The sequence below is a fragment of the Alcaligenes ammonioxydans genome (assembly GCF_019343455.1).
GTDB classification, from domain to species: domain Bacteria; phylum Pseudomonadota; class Gammaproteobacteria; order Burkholderiales; family Burkholderiaceae_B; genus Alcaligenes; species Alcaligenes ammonioxydans.
The window spans coordinates 2671053-2686605 of record NZ_CP049362.1; the positions used below are offsets into that span (position 1 = coordinate 2671053).

Sequence of the window (15553 nt, forward strand, 5' to 3'; positions counted from 1 at the left end):
AGTTTTCAGTCTGAACTCATCCTGCTACGATAAACGCTATTGCGAAATGACCGAGGACGCCCTCCATGTACATCTGGCCCAACCATAGCTTGCTCGATCTGCTCCACATCGAACACCCCATTGTCCAATCTCCCATGGCCGGTGCCCAAGACAGCGAGTTGGCCATCGCAGTCGCTCGTGCCGGTGGCCTTGGCTCCCTGGCTTGCGCCATGCTCAGCCCGGACCAGATTCGTGAACAAGTGGCGCTATTTCGGCAAGCCGTCTCAGCGCCCATCAATCTGAACTTTTTTTGCCATGAAGATCTGCGTTTGGAGCAAGAGGCCCTGCAGGAATGGCGCTTGCGACTGATGCCCTACTACCAGGAATATGGGCTGGACCCGAACCAGGAGCTGCCCAAGGCGGCACGCGCGCCTTTCTCGCCGGTTCATGCTGAACTGGTGGAAGCGATCCGGCCCGAGGTGGTCAGCTTCCATTTTGGCCTGCCCACCGCTGACCTGGTTGAGCGCGTCAAAAAATCCGGCGCTTTGGTCATGTCCAGTGCCACTACCACCGCCGAAGCTGTCTGGCTGCAAGAACACGGTGCCGATATCATCATCGCCCAAGGCGTCGAAGCAGGCGGCCACCGCGGCATGTTTCTTGATAATAAAGTTCATACTCAAGTGGGCACCCTGTCTTTGGTTCCTCAGATTGCCGACGCCGTAAGCATTCCTGTCATCGCGGCTGGCGGCATTGCCGACGGACGGGGCATTGCGGCAGCGCTGGCCTTAGGAGCCTGTGCCGCCCAGATTGGGACCGCCTACCTGTTCTGCCCTGAGTCCAAGATCAGCCCACTACACCGTGAGGCCTTGGGACAGAGCCGCTCGGATGGAACAGCGCTGACCAATCTGTTCTCCGGCCGCCCCGCCCGCAGTATCCGCACTCGTCTGATGGACGAAATCGGCCCATTAAGTGACAGCGCTCCTGTGTTTCCTCATGCTGGTTCCGCGCTGAGCCCCTTGCGTATCGAAGCGGAGAAACAAGGCCGCAGCGAGTTCACCTCTCTATGGAGCGGTCAAAGCGCAGCATTGGGCCGCGCACTGCCTGCTGAGCAATTAACCTTGGTACTGGCTCAAGAAGCTCAGGGCGTATGTAAACGTCTGGGTTTGGCCGGCGCGACTCATGCCCCCCTGGATCAGCCCTGATTAAGGCCAGACCTTGCGACCTGAAGGGCCAGGCCCCCGTCCACACTGGCCGACAGACGGACTAAGTCACACATCCGAGACCTCCTAAAAAAAACCTCGCAAATAGTTTTGCGAGGTTTTTTTACACGGGCCAGTCTTAGTCAAATTTACCCTTGGGATGACGCATCAAGTAGCGATACACAAAGCCGGGGTAGGCCATGACCAAAAACAAAGCGAAAGTAATGGTGTAAAACACCCAGGTCTGCTTGAACGGATTACCAATGCTGGCTTCAAAGGCAAAACCAAATGCCCCCACGATACAGTACAAGGCGCACACCTCCAGAAGGCGGGACAGAAAGCCCTTGGAGATCTTTTGATGACGAGCACGCCACGCGGGAAAGAAAAACAAAGCAGCCGCTAACGCTAAGCCTAGAAGCAGCTTGCCTACCATGAGCGGCAAGGAATTCAGACCCGAGCTGGACGCAATCAAGGTGTAAATGCCCAGTCCCAAAGCCGCCAGGACAAGCAGATACACCAGACCGACTATCAGTTGCAGCCAGGGCGAAAGACCAGACCGTTCGCCCGGCAAGGACCAAGGCAATACCAGCAAGGGCTTCTCCACGAGAAACGGCAGATTAGCCGTTATCACGGAAAGAACAATCAAGACCCAGATGGAAAGGCTTTGGTCCATGGGGCTACCTATTTAAAACTGCAAGGAAGACTGGATCACGCGGATGCAGGTATCCATCAGACCGCCGGGCAACAAACCCAGGCCGATAATCAGCACACCATTTACCAGCATGACCAGCTTGGTCAACAAACCGGTTGCCACCGGATGCTCTTCCCCTTCGGGCTCGTCGAAGTAAACCACCTTCACAACGCGCAAATAGTAGAAGGCGCCGATCAAGGACATGATCACGGCAAACACGGCCAGCCAGATATAACCTGCGCCCACCACCGCCTGCAGCACACTGAGCTTGGCGGCAAAACCGGCCAGCGGAGGAATGCCAGCCAGGGAGAACATGGACAACAGCCAGACCAATGCCAGACCGGGATTGCGACGGTTCAGACCTTTGAGATCGCTGATGTTTTCACATTCAAAACCGCGACGGCTCAGGATCAGAATCAGACCGAAGGTGCTCAGCGTGGTCAGCACGTAGATCACCACGTAGAACAGCGAGGCACCATAGGCTTGAGAGTGAGTCTCGCCGTCAAACACGCCTGCCAGCAAGCCCAGGAAAATGAAACCCATGTGCGAGATGGTCGAATACGCAAGCATACGCTTGAGATTCTTTTGCATGATCGCAGTCAGGTTACCCAAGGCCAGCGACAGCACAGCCATGATCAGCAACATAGGCTGCCAATCCACGGCAATACCGTGCAGGGCTTCAACCAGGAAACGCATGGTTACCGCAAACGCAGCCAGTTTGGGAGCAGCACCGATAATCAGGGTGACCGTGGTCGGAGCGCCTTGATAGACGTCCGGTGTCCACATGTGGAAAGGAGCGGCCGTCAATTTGAAAGCCAGACCTGCCACCACAAACACCACACCGAAGACCAGCGCCAGACGCTCGGCCTGACCATTGGCAATCACTTCAGCAATGCGTGGGAACTCCAGATGACCGGTAGCGCCAAAAATCATGGACATACCGTACAGCAAGATACCCGATGCCAACGCACCCAGAACGAAGTACTTGAGCGCTGCTTCGATGGACTGACGATGTTCGCGACGCAAGGCAACCAGTGCGTACAGCGCGAAGGACATCAACTCCACACCCAGATAGGCGGTCAACATGCTGTTGGCCGAAATCATGATCATCTGGCCCAGCAGAGCCATCAGAGTCAGGGTATAGAGCTCACCGCCACGCTCCATCATGTCACGCTGTTCAGCGTACTCACGACCGTAAATCAGGGTAGCGGCCACAGCGGCACACGAGAGCAGCTTCAGGAAGTGCGCCATTTCGTCAACGACGAACAGACCACCGAACGAGACGCCGTTCACACCCTTGGACCATTGCCAGGCCACACTGGCCGCAACCACGGCAAGCGTCAGCAGGCTAAGAACAAAGGTCGAGTGGCGCTGTTTGTGTGTGCTGAACGCATCAAAAATCAGCACACACGAAGCCAGAACCAGGAGCAGGATCTCGGGCAAAGCCAGAGAAAAGTTAAAGGTAGTATCCATAGTGATTCGGCCTACAGTTTCGAGATGGAGACGTGTTGCAGCAACGCTTCAACCGAAACGTGCATGACCTCGGTGAATGGCTTGGGATACACACCCATGCCCAACACCGCAATCGCCATTACGCCAAGAACGAAGAACTCACGGCCGCTCAGATCGCTCATGCCAGCCACCTTGTCATTACCCACGGGGCCAAAAGCCACGCGCTTGAGCATCCACAACGAGTAGGATGCACCGGTAATCAAAGCAGTGGCTGTCAACAAACCGATCCAGAAGTTGTATTCGACCGCACCCATGATGACGGTGAACTCACCGATAAACCCGCTGGTGCCAGGCAAACCACTATTGGCCATGGAGAACAGCACGAAGAAGGTGACAAAGCGCGGCATAACCTTGACCACACCACCGTAATCGGCAATCTGGCGGCTATGCAGGCGGTCGTACAAGACACCAATACACAGGAACATGGCGCCAGAGACAAAACCGTGCGAGATCATTTGCATGATCGCACCTTCCATCCCCGTGGTGTTGAACACGAAAAAGCCCAGCGTGACAAAACCCATGTGAGCCACAGAGGAATACGCCACCAGCTTTTTCATGTCGTCCTGAACAATGGCAACCAGACCGATATAGATCACCGCGACCAGGGACAGGGCAATGATGATGCCGGCCAGACCTTGGGAGGCATCAGGCGCAATCGGCAGGGAAAAGCGCAGGAAGCCGTAAGCACCCAGTTTCAGCATGATGGCAGCCAGAACCACGGAACCGCCCGTGGGCGCTTCCACGTGAGCATCGGGCAACCAGGTGTGAACGGGCCACATAGGCACTTTCACGGCAAACGCCATAAACAGCGCAGCAAAGATCATCACCTGCGTGGTGTAATCCAGCGGCACTTTGTGCCAGGTCAGGATATCGAAGGTACCGCCAGACACATTCCACAAATAGATGAATGCAATCAGCGTCAGCAAGGAACCCAGCAGGGTGTACAGGAAGAACTTGACCGAGGCATAAACGCGGTTGGGGCCACCCCAGATACCGATGATCAGATACATCGGGATCAGCGTGGCTTCAAAGAACACGTAAAACAGCAAGCCATCCAGAGCCGCGAACACACCTACCATCAGACCCGACAGGATCAGGAAGGCGCCCATGTACTGGGCCACACGGCTGGTGATCACCTGCCAGCCCGCCAGCACCACAATCACAGTGATGAAGGCGGTCAGCAGAACAAACCACATGGAAATCCCGTCCACGCCAAGGTGGTAATTCACCTTGAAGGCGTCAATCCAGGGAGCCAGTTCGACAAACTGCATGTCAGCCGTGGCGGGATTAAAGCCCGTGTACAGAGGAATCGTGACAATCAGACCGGCAATCGAACCCAGCAGCGCCAGCCAGCGGGTGAAGGTGGGACGATCATCACGCCCCAGAGCCAGCACCAACAGGCCAGCGACGATAGGTACGAAAATCGCCAGCGTTAACCAAGGAAGAGTAGAAGACGCCATATCGCTAGCCATTTACCGAACTCGCCAGTACAAAAAAGGTTAAGAGCGCCAGAATCCCGAGGATCATGGCAAAGGCATAGTGGTAGACATAGCCGGACTGGATATGACGGCTGATTGCAGCCACCCAGCCCACCACGCGCGCACTACCATTGACCACCAGGCCGTCGATCAGGCCACGGTCAGCACCTTTCCAAAGGCCCGTACCCAGGCAGCGAACGCCGCGAGACAGCACCTGCTCGTTGAACCAGTCAACGTAGTACTTGTTCTCCAGGATACGGTAGATAAAAGAGCAGTTCTTCTTGATGGCTACAGGCAAGGCAGGATTGACCAGGTACATGTACCAGGCCACCACCGCACCAGCCACAACCAGCCAGAATGGCAAGGTCACAAAGCCGTGCAGAGCGTAAGCCATCCAGTCAGTCCAATGGCTGGCCAGGGTCGCCATGGCAGGATGATCCGGCAGAACCGTCACAATACCGTCAAAGTAGCCACCGAACAGCAAAGGTTCAACGAACCAGATACCGGCGAAAATGGACGGAATGGCCAGCAGAACCAAAGGCAGTGTCACCACCCAAGGCGACTCGTGCGGATCACCACCATGAGCGTGATGATCGTCATGACCATGATGCTCATCGTGCTTGACGTCACGGAAGCGCTCTTTGCCGTGGAACACCAGGAAGTACAGACGGAAGGAGTACAGCGAAGTGACGAACACACCGATCAGTGTGGCGTAGTAAGCGTAGGTCGAACCCCAGATACCGGCGTCGCCTGCCGCTTCGATGATGTGCTCTTTCGAGTAGAAGCCCGAGAAGAACGGCGTGCCCACCAGAGCCAGCGTACCGATCAGGAACGTCAGCCAGGTGATTGGCATGTACTTGCGCAGACCACCCATGTTGCGGATGTCCTGATCGTGATGCATGCCAATGATGACCGAACCAGCACCCAGGAACAGCAAGGCTTTGAAGAACGCGTGCGTCATCAGGTGGAACACCGCCGCCGAGTAGGCCGACGCACCCAGAGCCACGGTCATGTAACCCAGCTGGGACAAGGTGGAGTAAGCCACAACACGCTTGACGTCGTTCTGGATAATACCCAGCAGGCCCAGGAACAAGGCACCCGTAGCACCGATCACGATAATGAAGGACAAGGCGGTCGTCGACTGCTCAAAGACAGGCGAGAAACGGGCCACCATGAAGATACCGGCCGTCACCATGGTCGCGGCGTGAATCAGCGCCGAGATAGGAGTGGGACCTTCCATGGAATCTGGCAACCAGCTGTGCAAAGGCACCTGAGCCGACTTACCCATGGCACCCACAAACAGGGCCAGGGCGGCCACCGTCAGCAATTGCCAGTCAGTACCGGGGAATGTCAGGGTACTCAGTTCCTGAACCTTGGCGAACACGTCGCTGTAGTTCATCGAACCGGTGTAGGCATAGAGCAGACCGATACCCAGGGCAAAGCCGAAGTCACCCACACGGTTGACCAGAAAGGCCTTCATGTTGGCAAAAATAGCGGTCTTGCGCTCGTACCAGAAACCGATCAGCAGGTAGGACACCAGACCCACTGCTTCCCAACCGAAGAACAGCTGCAGCATGTTGTTGGACATGACCAGCATCAGCATCGAGAAGGTAAACAGCGAGATGTAGGAGAAAAAGCGCTGATAGCCCGGATCGTCCTTCATGTAGCCAATGGTGTAGATGTGAACCATCAGCGACACGGACGTCACCACGACCATCATCAGGGCGGTGAGCTTGTCGATCAGAAAACCGATATCCCACTGGATGCTGCCAATGGTGATCCAGGTGTAGACCGGACCATTGAACGTCTGGCCTTCCAGGACCTGCAGCAAGACCATGACCGAGCCGATAAAGGAAATCAGCACGCCCGCGATCGTGATCAGGTGAGCGCCTGTCTTGCCGACAAATCGACCCAGAAAGCCGGTACCGAACAAACCGGCTAGCGCCGAGCCCACCAGGGGAGCAAGCGCAATCGTTAAGTAAAGATTTATGGAGTTCATTAGTGTGCTATCCCATCAACCCTTGAGCTGGTCGAGATCCTGGACATTGATCGAATTAAGGTTACGGAACAACAGAACCAGAATTGCAAGACCAATGGCCGCCTCGGCCGCAGCGACCGTCAGGACGAAAAAGACAAACACCTGACCTGCCTCATTGCCCATCCACGTGGAGAAGGCCACGAAATTCATGTTGGCCGACAAAAGAATCAGCTCAACAGACATGAGCAAAACAATCAGGTTGCGACGGTTCAGGAAAAAGCCAAACAGGCCAATCGTGAACAGCACAGCGCCCAGGACCAAATAGTGCGCAAGCGTCAGCGTCATCATCATTTGTCTCCTGGCACGACAGCGTCAGCCGAACTGGACACCGACGGCTTTTCGGTTTGAGAAGGAATGGAAACCATGCGCAGACGGTCTTTCGAGCGAACCTTGACCTGTTCGCTGGAAACGGTGCGTTTGACGCCTTCACGTTTACGCATCGTCAGTGCAATGGCCGAGATCATGCCAACCAGCAGCACAATACCGCCCAGCAAAACAGCCAGGACGTACTGGGAATACATCAGCTCGCCAATAACGCGCGTGTTGTTGTAATCCGCAGCCACGGCTGCAGCAGGGGCAGTGGTGAACCACAGCTTGGTCAGCACAAAGCCCATTTCCAGAACCATGATGGCGCCGATCAACAGCCCCATAGGCACGTAAGCCTTGAATTTCTGGGCAGCGGACTCCTGACGCACATCCAGCATCATGATGACGAACAGGAACATCACCATCACGGCACCCACGTAGACCACAACCAGCAGCAGGCCCAGGAACTCGGCCCCCATCGTGATCCACATCATGGCAGCGGTGAAGAACACCAGAATCAAATGCAATACGGCTGTAACCGGGTTCTTGGCGGCGATCACGCGATACGCGGCCACCACCATCACCAGCGCCAGCACATAAAACAGAACAGTAGTAAATAACATGAGTGTAGAGCTCCGGCCTTAGCGATAAGGTGCATCTGCGGCACGACGACGAGCGATCTCGTCTTCGTAGCGGTCACCGATAGCCAGCAGCATGTCCTTGGTGTAGTACAAATCGCCGCGTTTTTCACCGTGGTATTCGTGAATATGCGTTTCCACGATCGAATCGACCGGGCAGCTTTCCTCACAGAAACCACAGAAAATACACTTGGCCAGATCGATGTCATAACGTGTGGTGCGGCGGGTGCCGTCCTCGCGCTCTGCCGATTCGATGGAGATGGCCATGGCGGGACAGACGGCCTCGCACAGTTTGCAGGCGATGCAGCGCTCCTCGCCGTTCTCGTAGCGACGCAAAGCGTGCAGACCGCGAAAACGTGGCGAAGCGGGCGTGGTCTCAACGGGGTAACGCAGCGTCACTTTACGCTTGAAAAAATACTTCCCCGTCAGGCGCATGCCTTTGAGCATCTCGGACAGCATCAGGCTGCCGAAGAAATCTTTGATTGCTTCCATAATCTTGCCCCTTAGCCTTAATGCCAGATGTTCCAGGGCGTCTGCATCCAGATCGCCACAATAACCAGCCAAACACCGGTCAGCGGGATAAATACTTTCCAGCCCAAACGCATGATCTGGTCATAGCGGTAACGTGGGAACGTCGCACGGAACCAGATGAACATGGAGACGACGACAAAAGTCTTCAGCCCCAGCCACAACCACCCCGGAATCCAGGTGAAGGGAGCGAACTCGACAATCGGAGTCCAGCCACCCAAGAACATGATGGACGCCAGCGCCGACAGGAAAATCATGTTGGCGTACTCACCCAGGAAGAACAGAGCGAAACCCGTACCGGAGTACTCCACCATGGGACCGGCCACAATTTCCGATTCGCCTTCCACCACGTCAAAGGGGTGACGGTTGGTTTCAGCAACAGCGGAAATCACGTAGATCACAAACAGTGGCAGCAAGGGCAGCCAGTTCCAGGACAGGAAGTTCAAGCCCTTGTCCGCAAAATAACCCTGGGTCTGACCGACCACGATGCCCGACAGATTCAAGGTGCCGGAAACCAGCAACACCGTGATCAAGACAAAACCGATGGCCAGTTCGTAGGACAGCACCTGAGCAGCTGCACGCAGACCGCCCAGCAAGGCGTACTTGGAGTTGGATGCCCAACCCGCCACGATCACACCATACACACCCAGCGAGGTGATCGCCAGAATGTAGAGCAGACCGGCGTTCACGTCAGACAGCACCACATCGGGGCTAAAAGGAATCACAGCCCAGGCGGCCAGAGCGGGCATCAGCGTCACGACGGGTGCCAGCAGGTACAGGACCTTGTTGGACTTCGCAGGAACGATCAGCTCTTTGGTCAGAAGTTTGAAAACGTCAGCAAAAGGCTGCAGCAGGCCGCGGTAACCGACACGGGTCGGTCCCAGACGAACGTGCATGAAGCCAATCATCTTGCGTTCCCAGTAGGTCAGGTAGGCAACACACAGAATGACGGGCACCGCAATAGCGACAACCTTCAGCAGCGTCCACACCACATACCATGCGTCCGGACCCAGCAGGTCCGTACCGTAGCTATTGATGGCAGAGAGAAAATCCATGTTATGCACGCTCCACTGTCAATTGACCGAATGCACTACCCAAAGCGGCAGTTTCAGAAAAAGCGGTGGCAACACGCACCGAGTTCAATGCCACGGTGTCATCCAGTTGAGCAGGCAAGCTGACTTCGCCTTGCGACGAACGAACCTTCACCAGATCACCGTCAACCAGACCCAACTGAGCCAGAGTGGTAGCAGCCATACGAGCTGTGGGCGGTGCCGAAGCCGGTGTTTGCTGAAGCGGAGCCGAACGACGTACCAGTGCATCGCTACGGTAAATAGGCACATCAGCCACACGCTCCAGGCCACTGCCTTCAGGCAGAACGCTGGCAGCCAGATTGATCTGATTGGACAGACGTGATTCCACACCGGCAGCCATGACAGAGTCACGCACCGACTCGGAGGTTTCGTCATCGAAACCGTCCAGCTGGAACAGATTGCCCAACACACGCAAAACTTTCCAGGCAGGACGTGTATCACCCACGGGAGCGGCTGCCCCCTTGAAGCTTTGTACACGGCCTTCGGCGTTGACAAAGGTGCCAGAGGTTTCAGTGAAGGGAGACACGGGCAACATTACATCGGCCCACTGCTCGGCAGCGGAACGATACGATGTCAGCGCCACCGAGAACGTAGCGGACTTCAATGTCTCGACAGCACGTTCGCCCAGATCGCTGTCCAGAGCAGGCTCAACGTTCAGAACCAGATAAGCACGCAAGGTTTGAGCCAGCATTTGCTCGGCGGTCAAGCCACCCTTGCCCGGTACGGCGTTAGCCAGATAACCACCCACGGTGTTACCACCCGCAGTCAGGAAACCCAGCTTGGCACCGCTAGCCTGTGCAATCGCATGAGCGTTGGCCGCAATCACGCTGGCCTGATCCGAGTTGACCGCCATATTGCCCAGCAGGACAGCGACACGCTCGCCAGACACCAGGCTGTCAGCGATCTGCTGAGCCTCAGCAGACACCTGCACGCTTTCCAGACCAGCAGGAACCGCAGTCTCCTTGGCCTTGGCAACCGCAACCAGCACTTGAGCCAGAGAATTGGCCAACTGGCTTGGAGCCACGGTCATACGGCCAGCAATCGCATTGAACAATGGATTATCGGCAGCCGAATCGATAAAAGAAACCTGTGCCCCCCGTTTGACAGCCTGGCGCAGACGCTGAGCCATCAAGGGATGATCTTTACGCAGGAAGGAGCCCACAACCAGAACGCGATCCAGCTCGTTCAAGGCAGTCAGAGGCATACCCAACCAAGGTACACCGGCCAAGGCGCCATCCAGACGGGCATCGGTCTGACGCAGACGGAAGTCTACGTTTTCAGTACCCAGAGCACGGCCCAGACGAGCCAGCAAAGCCAGTTCTTCAGTGGTGGAAGTCGCCGAACCAATACAGCCCAACTGATCCGCACCAAACTTCTCGCGCACAGCGTTCATGCCAGCCACAATGGTCTGCATGGCGTCGTTCCAGGAGGCCTCGCGCCACTGGCCGTCATCACCACGCACCATGGGACGGGTCAGACGATCTTCGGTATACAGACCTTCGTACGAGAAACGGTCACGGTCGCTGATCCAGCATTCGTTGACTTCCTCGTTCTCGAAAGGAACGACACGCAGCACTTTGTCCATCTTGGCCTGCAGCACCAGGTTGGCACCCACGCTGTCGTGCGGGCTAACGCTGCGACGACGGGCCAATTCCCAGGTACGGGCATTGAAGCGGAACGGCTTGGACAGCAAGGCGCCAACGGGGCAAACGTCAATCATGTTGCCCGACAGCTCGGACTCCACTGCGCGACCCACAAAGGTCGTGATCTCAGCGTGTTCGCCTCGGTTGAGCATGCCAACCTCTTGCACACCGGCGATTTCTTCGCCTGTACGCACACAACGCGTGCAATGAATGCAACGCTGCATGGCATCCGTGGAGATCAGCGGGCCCATGGACTTGGCAGCCACAACGCGCTTCTCTTCCTTGTAGCGCGACTCGGAGCCACCGTAACCCACGGCCAGATCCTGCAGCTGACACTCTCCCCCCTGGTCGCAGACAGGGCAATCCAGAGGGTGATTGATCAACAGAAACTCCATGACGCTCTTTTGAGCGGCAATGGCTTTTTCCGAACGAGTACGCACAACCATGCCGTTGGTGACGGGAGTGGCACAAGCAGGCAAAGGCTTGGGCGCTTTTTCCACATCCACCAAACACATGCGGCAGTTGGCGGCAATACTCAGTTTTTTGTGATAACAGAAGTGCGGCACGTAGACCCCGGCGTCATGGGCAGCCTGAATGACCATGCTGCCTTCCGGGGCGTCAACTTTAATGCCATCGATGGTGAGTTCTACCATTACGTTGTCCTGGCCTACAAATATTGAGGCACCACACAGCCTTTATGCTCGATGTGGTGTGCGAACTCGTCGCGGAAATGCTTAACGAAACTGCGCACCGGCATGGCAGCAGCATCACCCAGGGCGCAAATGGTGCGACCCATGATGTTATGTGCGATGTCGTCGAGCATGTCCAGATCTTCCGGACGACCTTGACCGTTCTCGATACGATGCACCATACGCCACAACCAGCCTGTGCCTTCCCGGCACGGCGTACACTGGCCGCAACTTTCGTGATAGTAAAAATAGGACAGACGCAGCAGGGACTTGACCATGCAACGTGTCTCATCCATCACAATGACGGCACCCGATCCCAACATGGAACCCGCCTTGGCAATCGAGTCGTAGTCCAGATTGGTGGCCATCATGATGTCAGCCGGCAAAACAGGCGAGCTCGACCCACCCGGGATCACCGCCTTCAGTTTGCGACCATCACGCATGCCGCCAGCCAATTCCAGCAAGGTGGCAAACGGTGTACCCAGAGGCACTTCGTAGTTACCGGGACGCTCTACGTCACCGGTAATGGAGAAGATCTTGGTACCGCCAGCGTTGGGGATACCTACTTCCAGGTATTCCTGACCACTGTTGCGCAAAATCCAGGGAACGGCCGCAAAGGTTTCGGTGTTATTGATGGTCGTTGGCTTGCCATACAGACCAAAGCTGGCGGGAAAGGGAGGTTTGAAACGGGGCTGACCCTTCTTGCCTTCCAGAGACTCCAGCAAAGCGGTTTCTTCACCGCAAATGTAGGCGCCATAACCGTGGAACGCATGCAGCTGAAAGCTGAAGTCCGAACCCAGGATCTTGTCACCCAGGAAACCGGCCGCACGGGCCTGCTCCAGCGCTTCTTCAAAACGCTGATAAATTTCGAAGACCTCACCGTGGATGTAGTTATAGCCAACGGTAATGCCCATGGCATAAGCCGCAATAGCCATGCCTTCGATCACGATATGCGGGTTGAAACGCAAAATGTCGCGGTCTTTGAAGGTACCTGGCTCGCCCTCGTCCGAGTTGCAGACCAGGTACTTCTGGCCTGGCAGGCTGCGGGGCATGAAGCTCCACTTCAGACCCGACGGGAAACCTGCGCCACCACGACCGCGCAAGGCCGAGGTCTTGACCTCTGCGATCACGTCTTCAGGCTTCATGCCGGTGGTCAGCACCTTGCGCAAGGCTTCGTAGCCACCGCGCTTGACGTAATCTTCCAGGCCCCAGTTATCGCCATTCAAGCCAGCCAGAATCTGCGGCTGGATGTGACGATCATGAAAAATCATGCTGCGCGACAGGTCGCCACCAGGGTTGGGTTCCAGTCCCTGTGCGAACTTGCGCAGAATGTCCGGTGCAATCATGCCGATTCTCCGTATGTCTTCAATTCTTCGAGCATGGCATCAATGCGCTCGGCTTCCATGCGCACGCACATGTGCTGATTGTTCAGCAACATGACGGGCGAATCACCACATGAACCCATGCACTCCCCCATGATCAGGGAGAACTGGCCATCTGCCGTGGTTTCACCGTAATCGATACCCAGCTTCTCTTTCAGGTACTCGCCGGCCTTGACGCCATCACGCAGCGCACAGGGCAAGTTGGTGCAAACGGAAATGGTGACGCGGCCAACGGGTTTGGTGTGGAACATGTTGTAGAAGGTCGCAACCTCCTGCACGGCAATAGGCTCCACGCCAATGTATTGGGCAACATCCTCGATAATTTCTGGCGATACCCAGCCTTTTTCCTGCTGGGCGATGGCCAGGGAGGCCATGATGGCAGAGCGACGTTGATCTGCCGGGAACTTGCTCAGTTCCTTATCTATCTGTTGGTAGGCTTTTTCGGAAAGCAACATAATTCGGTTCCGTTTTTCCAGGCGCGACCTTAACGGTCGATCTCGCCAAACACAATGTCCTGCGTGCCGATGATCGTGACCGCGTCGGCAATCATGTGACCGCGGCTCATTTCATCGAGGGCCTGCAAGTGGACGAAGCCCGGAGCACGGATCTTCATGCGGTAAGGCTTGTTACCACCGTCAGATACCAGATAAATGCCAAACTCGCCCTTGGGATGCTCCACACCGGCATACACTTCGCCAGTAGGCACGTGCATACCTTCGGAGAACAGTTTGAAATGGTGGATCAAATCCTCCATCCCGGTTTTCATGCGTTCGCGCGAGGGTGGCGCCACTTTGTGGTTATCCGTGATGACAGGGCCGGGATTGTTGCGCAGCCACTGGACACACTGACGGATGATGCGATTGCTCTCGCGCATTTCAGCGATACGAACCAGATAGCGGTCGTAAGAGTCACCGTTGCGACCCACGGGAATATCAAATTCGACGCGATCGTACACTTCATAGGGCTGCATCTTGCGCAGATCCCACTCCACGCCCGAACCACGCAGCATGGGGCCGGTAAAGCCCAGCGCCTTGGCACGATCGGGATCGACCACGCCCACACCCACCAGCCGCTGCTTCCAGATACGGTTATCCGTCAGCAGGGTCTCGTACTCGTCCACACAGGCTGGGAAGCGATTGGTGAAGTCCTCAATGAAGTCCAGCAGCGAACCCGAACGGGCTTCGTTCATGGCCTTCAATTCTTTGTCGGAACGGTACTTATTGGCCTTGTACTGAGGCATCGTGCCGGGCAAGTCGCGGTACACACCACCTGGACGGTAGTAAGCGGCGTGCAACCGAGCGCCAGAGACTGCTTCATAGCAGTCCATCAGATCTTCGCGTTCGCGGAAAGCGTACAGGAACACCGCCATCGCACCCACGTCCAGCGCATGCGAACCGACCGACATCAGGTGGTTCAGAATGCGGGTGATTTCGTCAAACATGACACGGATGTACTGAGCGCGCAAAGGAACCTCTACGCCCACCAGACGTTCCACGGCCATGCAGTAGGCGTGTTCGTTAACCATCATGGACACGTAGTCCAGACGATCCATGTAAGGCAGGGTTTGCAGGAAAGTGCGGTGCTCGGCCAGCTTCTCGGTGGCGCGGTGCAACAGACCAATATGGGGGTCGGCACGCTGAATAACTTCGCCGTCCAACTCGAGCACCAAACGCAACACGCCGTGCGCAGCCGGGTGCTGAGGACCAAAGTTCAGGGTGTAGTTTTGAATTTCTGCCATGATGCTTATCGCCCAATTCCGTAATCATCCTCGCGCACCACTCGCGGCGTGATCTCACGCGGCTCAATGGTGACGGGCTGGTAAATGACCCGCTTCTGCTCGGTGTCATAGCGCATTTCGACGTAACCGGAGATGGGGAAGTCTTTGCGGAACGGGTGACCGATAAAACCATAGTCGGTCAGAATGCGACGCAGATCAGGGTGGTTCTCGAAAATAATGCCGTACAGGTCGAACGCCTCGCGCTCGAACCAGTTCACCGAAGGCCAGACCTCGAACAGGGTCGGCAATGTTGGAAAATCATCGTTGGGCACAAAGCAGCGCACACGCAGGCGCCAATTGTGCTTCAAGGACATCAGGTGCAGCACAACGGCAAAGCGATGAGGGAACTGACCCGCAGCCGCCTGATAGGTAGGCGCTTTCCAGGCGGAGTAATCAATCCCGCACAGGTCAATACAGGTTTCAAAGCGCAAATCAGCATGGTCGCGCAGCAAGGTGCAGGTATCAACCCACGCATCAGCCGGCACTTCCAAAGTGAGCTCATTGCGCGCTTGCGTCAACGCAGCCTGCTCGCCCAGGATGGAGAGCAGGTTGGTTTTTAAAGTTTCTAGCCGTGTCATAGTCTTGTTTAGCCTGTTCTAACC

At 56.2% G+C, this 15553-nt stretch carries 14 protein-coding genes; 1 reads left to right on the forward strand and 13 read right to left on the reverse strand.

The window, feature by feature from the left end:
• Window positions 1-65: 65 nt before the first annotated feature.
• On the forward strand, window positions 66-1181 hold the full coding sequence (locus FE795_RS12275) for an NAD(P)H-dependent flavin oxidoreductase (RefSeq protein ID WP_219234976.1): 1116 nt from the start codon (window positions 66-68) through the stop codon (window positions 1179-1181).
• Window positions 1182-1317: 136 nt separating this feature from the next.
• Here the strand turns inward: FE795_RS12275 and FE795_RS12280 are convergent, their stop codons facing one another.
• The 13 genes from FE795_RS12280 to FE795_RS12340 are packed head-to-tail and all read right to left on the reverse strand — an operon-like array spanning window position 1318 to window position 15529.
• Window positions 1318-1851, reverse strand: a complete 534-nt coding sequence (locus FE795_RS12280; protein WP_003801038.1) for a DUF2818 family protein — start codon at window positions 1849-1851, stop codon at window positions 1318-1320.
• Window positions 1852-1863: 12 nt separating this feature from the next.
• A complete protein-coding gene (gene nuoN / locus FE795_RS12285; RefSeq protein WP_003801040.1) occupies window positions 1864-3342 on the reverse strand; it encodes an NADH-quinone oxidoreductase subunit NuoN in 1479 nt (492 codons plus the stop codon).
• An 11-nt stretch (window positions 3343-3353) separates the two neighbouring features.
• Window positions 3354-4841 (reverse strand): NADH-quinone oxidoreductase subunit M, encoded by a 1488-nt coding sequence (locus FE795_RS12290; RefSeq protein WP_003801041.1) that lies wholly within the window; start codon window positions 4839-4841, stop codon window positions 3354-3356.
• 4 nt (window positions 4842-4845) lie between these two features.
• The gene (gene nuoL, locus FE795_RS12295; protein ID WP_131070744.1) at window positions 4846-6858 is read right to left on the reverse strand and encodes an NADH-quinone oxidoreductase subunit L; all 2013 of its coding nucleotides are present in this window, start codon (window positions 6856-6858) and stop codon (window positions 4846-4848) included.
• 15 nt (window positions 6859-6873) lie between these two features.
• Entirely contained in the window at window positions 6874-7182 is a 309-nt protein-coding gene (gene nuoK, locus FE795_RS12300) for an NADH-quinone oxidoreductase subunit NuoK (RefSeq protein ID WP_003801046.1), read from the reverse strand.
• Between the two features lie 2 nt (window positions 7183-7184).
• On the reverse strand, window positions 7185-7826 hold the full coding sequence (locus FE795_RS12305) for an NADH-quinone oxidoreductase subunit J (RefSeq protein WP_003801048.1): 642 nt from the start codon (window positions 7824-7826) through the stop codon (window positions 7185-7187).
• 18 nt (window positions 7827-7844) lie between these two features.
• Window positions 7845-8333: an NADH-quinone oxidoreductase subunit NuoI gene (gene nuoI, locus FE795_RS12310; RefSeq protein WP_003801051.1), complete on the reverse strand. Its 489-nt coding sequence runs from the start codon at window positions 8331-8333 to the stop codon at window positions 7845-7847.
• Window positions 8334-8350: 17 nt separating this feature from the next.
• Window positions 8351-9424 (reverse strand): NADH-quinone oxidoreductase subunit NuoH, encoded by a 1074-nt coding sequence (nuoH, locus tag FE795_RS12315; protein ID WP_003801052.1) that lies wholly within the window; start codon window positions 9422-9424, stop codon window positions 8351-8353.
• Window position 9425: 1 nt separating this feature from the next.
• Window positions 9426-11756, reverse strand: a complete 2331-nt coding sequence (gene nuoG / locus FE795_RS12320; RefSeq protein WP_219234978.1) for an NADH-quinone oxidoreductase subunit NuoG — start codon at window positions 11754-11756, stop codon at window positions 9426-9428.
• A gap of 14 nt (window positions 11757-11770) precedes the next feature.
• Window positions 11771-13138 (reverse strand): NADH-quinone oxidoreductase subunit NuoF, encoded by a 1368-nt coding sequence (nuoF, locus tag FE795_RS12325; RefSeq protein WP_003801054.1) that lies wholly within the window; start codon window positions 13136-13138, stop codon window positions 11771-11773.
• On the reverse strand, window positions 13135-13629 hold the full coding sequence (gene nuoE, locus FE795_RS12330) for an NADH-quinone oxidoreductase subunit NuoE (RefSeq protein ID WP_003801055.1): 495 nt from the start codon (window positions 13627-13629) through the stop codon (window positions 13135-13137). The genes nuoF and nuoE overlap by 4 nt, the downstream gene beginning before the upstream one ends.
• 29 nt (window positions 13630-13658) lie before the next feature.
• Window positions 13659-14912: an NADH-quinone oxidoreductase subunit D gene (locus FE795_RS12335; RefSeq protein WP_003801056.1), complete on the reverse strand. Its 1254-nt coding sequence runs from the start codon at window positions 14910-14912 to the stop codon at window positions 13659-13661.
• 5 nt (window positions 14913-14917) lie between these two features.
• Window positions 14918-15529 carry an NADH-quinone oxidoreductase subunit C gene (locus FE795_RS12340; protein ID WP_003801057.1) on the reverse strand — a complete coding sequence of 204 codons (612 nt, stop codon included), beginning with the start codon at window positions 15527-15529 and terminating at the stop codon, window positions 14918-14920.
• Window positions 15530-15553 lie beyond the last annotated feature (24 nt).

What these genes read in the sequence shown, in the direction of transcription:
- FE795_RS12305 (WP_003801048.1), bottom strand. Translation starts at nt 7,826, where the DNA reads ATGTTATTTACTACTGTTCTGTTTTATGTGCTGGCGCTGGTGATGGTG.
- nuoF (WP_003801054.1), bottom strand. Translation starts at nt 13,138, where the DNA reads ATGATTGCACCGGACATTCTGCGCAAGTTCGCACAGGGACTGGAACCC.
- nuoK (WP_003801046.1), bottom strand. Translation starts at nt 7,182, where the DNA reads ATGACGCTGACGCTTGCGCACTATTTGGTCCTGGGCGCTGTGCTGTTC.
- FE795_RS12340 (WP_003801057.1), bottom strand. Translation starts at nt 15,529, where the DNA reads ATGACACGGCTAGAAACTTTAAAAACCAACCTGCTCTCCATCCTGGGC.
- FE795_RS12290 (WP_003801041.1), bottom strand. Translation starts at nt 4,841, where the DNA reads ATGGCGTCTTCTACTCTTCCTTGGTTAACGCTGGCGATTTTCGTACCT.
- nuoH (WP_003801052.1), bottom strand. Translation starts at nt 9,424, where the DNA reads ATGGATTTTCTCTCTGCCATCAATAGCTACGGTACGGACCTGCTGGGT.
- FE795_RS12275 (WP_219234976.1), top strand. Translation starts at nt 66, where the DNA reads ATGTACATCTGGCCCAACCATAGCTTGCTCGATCTGCTCCACATCGAA.
- nuoE (WP_003801055.1), bottom strand. Translation starts at nt 13,629, where the DNA reads ATGTTGCTTTCCGAAAAAGCCTACCAACAGATAGATAAGGAACTGAGC.
- FE795_RS12335 (WP_003801056.1), bottom strand. Translation starts at nt 14,912, where the DNA reads ATGGCAGAAATTCAAAACTACACCCTGAACTTTGGTCCTCAGCACCCG.
- nuoN (WP_003801040.1), bottom strand. Translation starts at nt 3,342, where the DNA reads ATGGATACTACCTTTAACTTTTCTCTGGCTTTGCCCGAGATCCTGCTC.
- nuoL (WP_131070744.1), bottom strand. Translation starts at nt 6,858, where the DNA reads ATGAACTCCATAAATCTTTACTTAACGATTGCGCTTGCTCCCCTGGTG.
- nuoI (WP_003801051.1), bottom strand. Translation starts at nt 8,333, where the DNA reads ATGGAAGCAATCAAAGATTTCTTCGGCAGCCTGATGCTGTCCGAGATG.
- FE795_RS12280 (WP_003801038.1), bottom strand. Translation starts at nt 1,851, where the DNA reads ATGGACCAAAGCCTTTCCATCTGGGTCTTGATTGTTCTTTCCGTGATA.
- nuoG (WP_219234978.1), bottom strand. Translation starts at nt 11,756, where the DNA reads ATGGTAGAACTCACCATCGATGGCATTAAAGTTGACGCCCCGGAAGGC.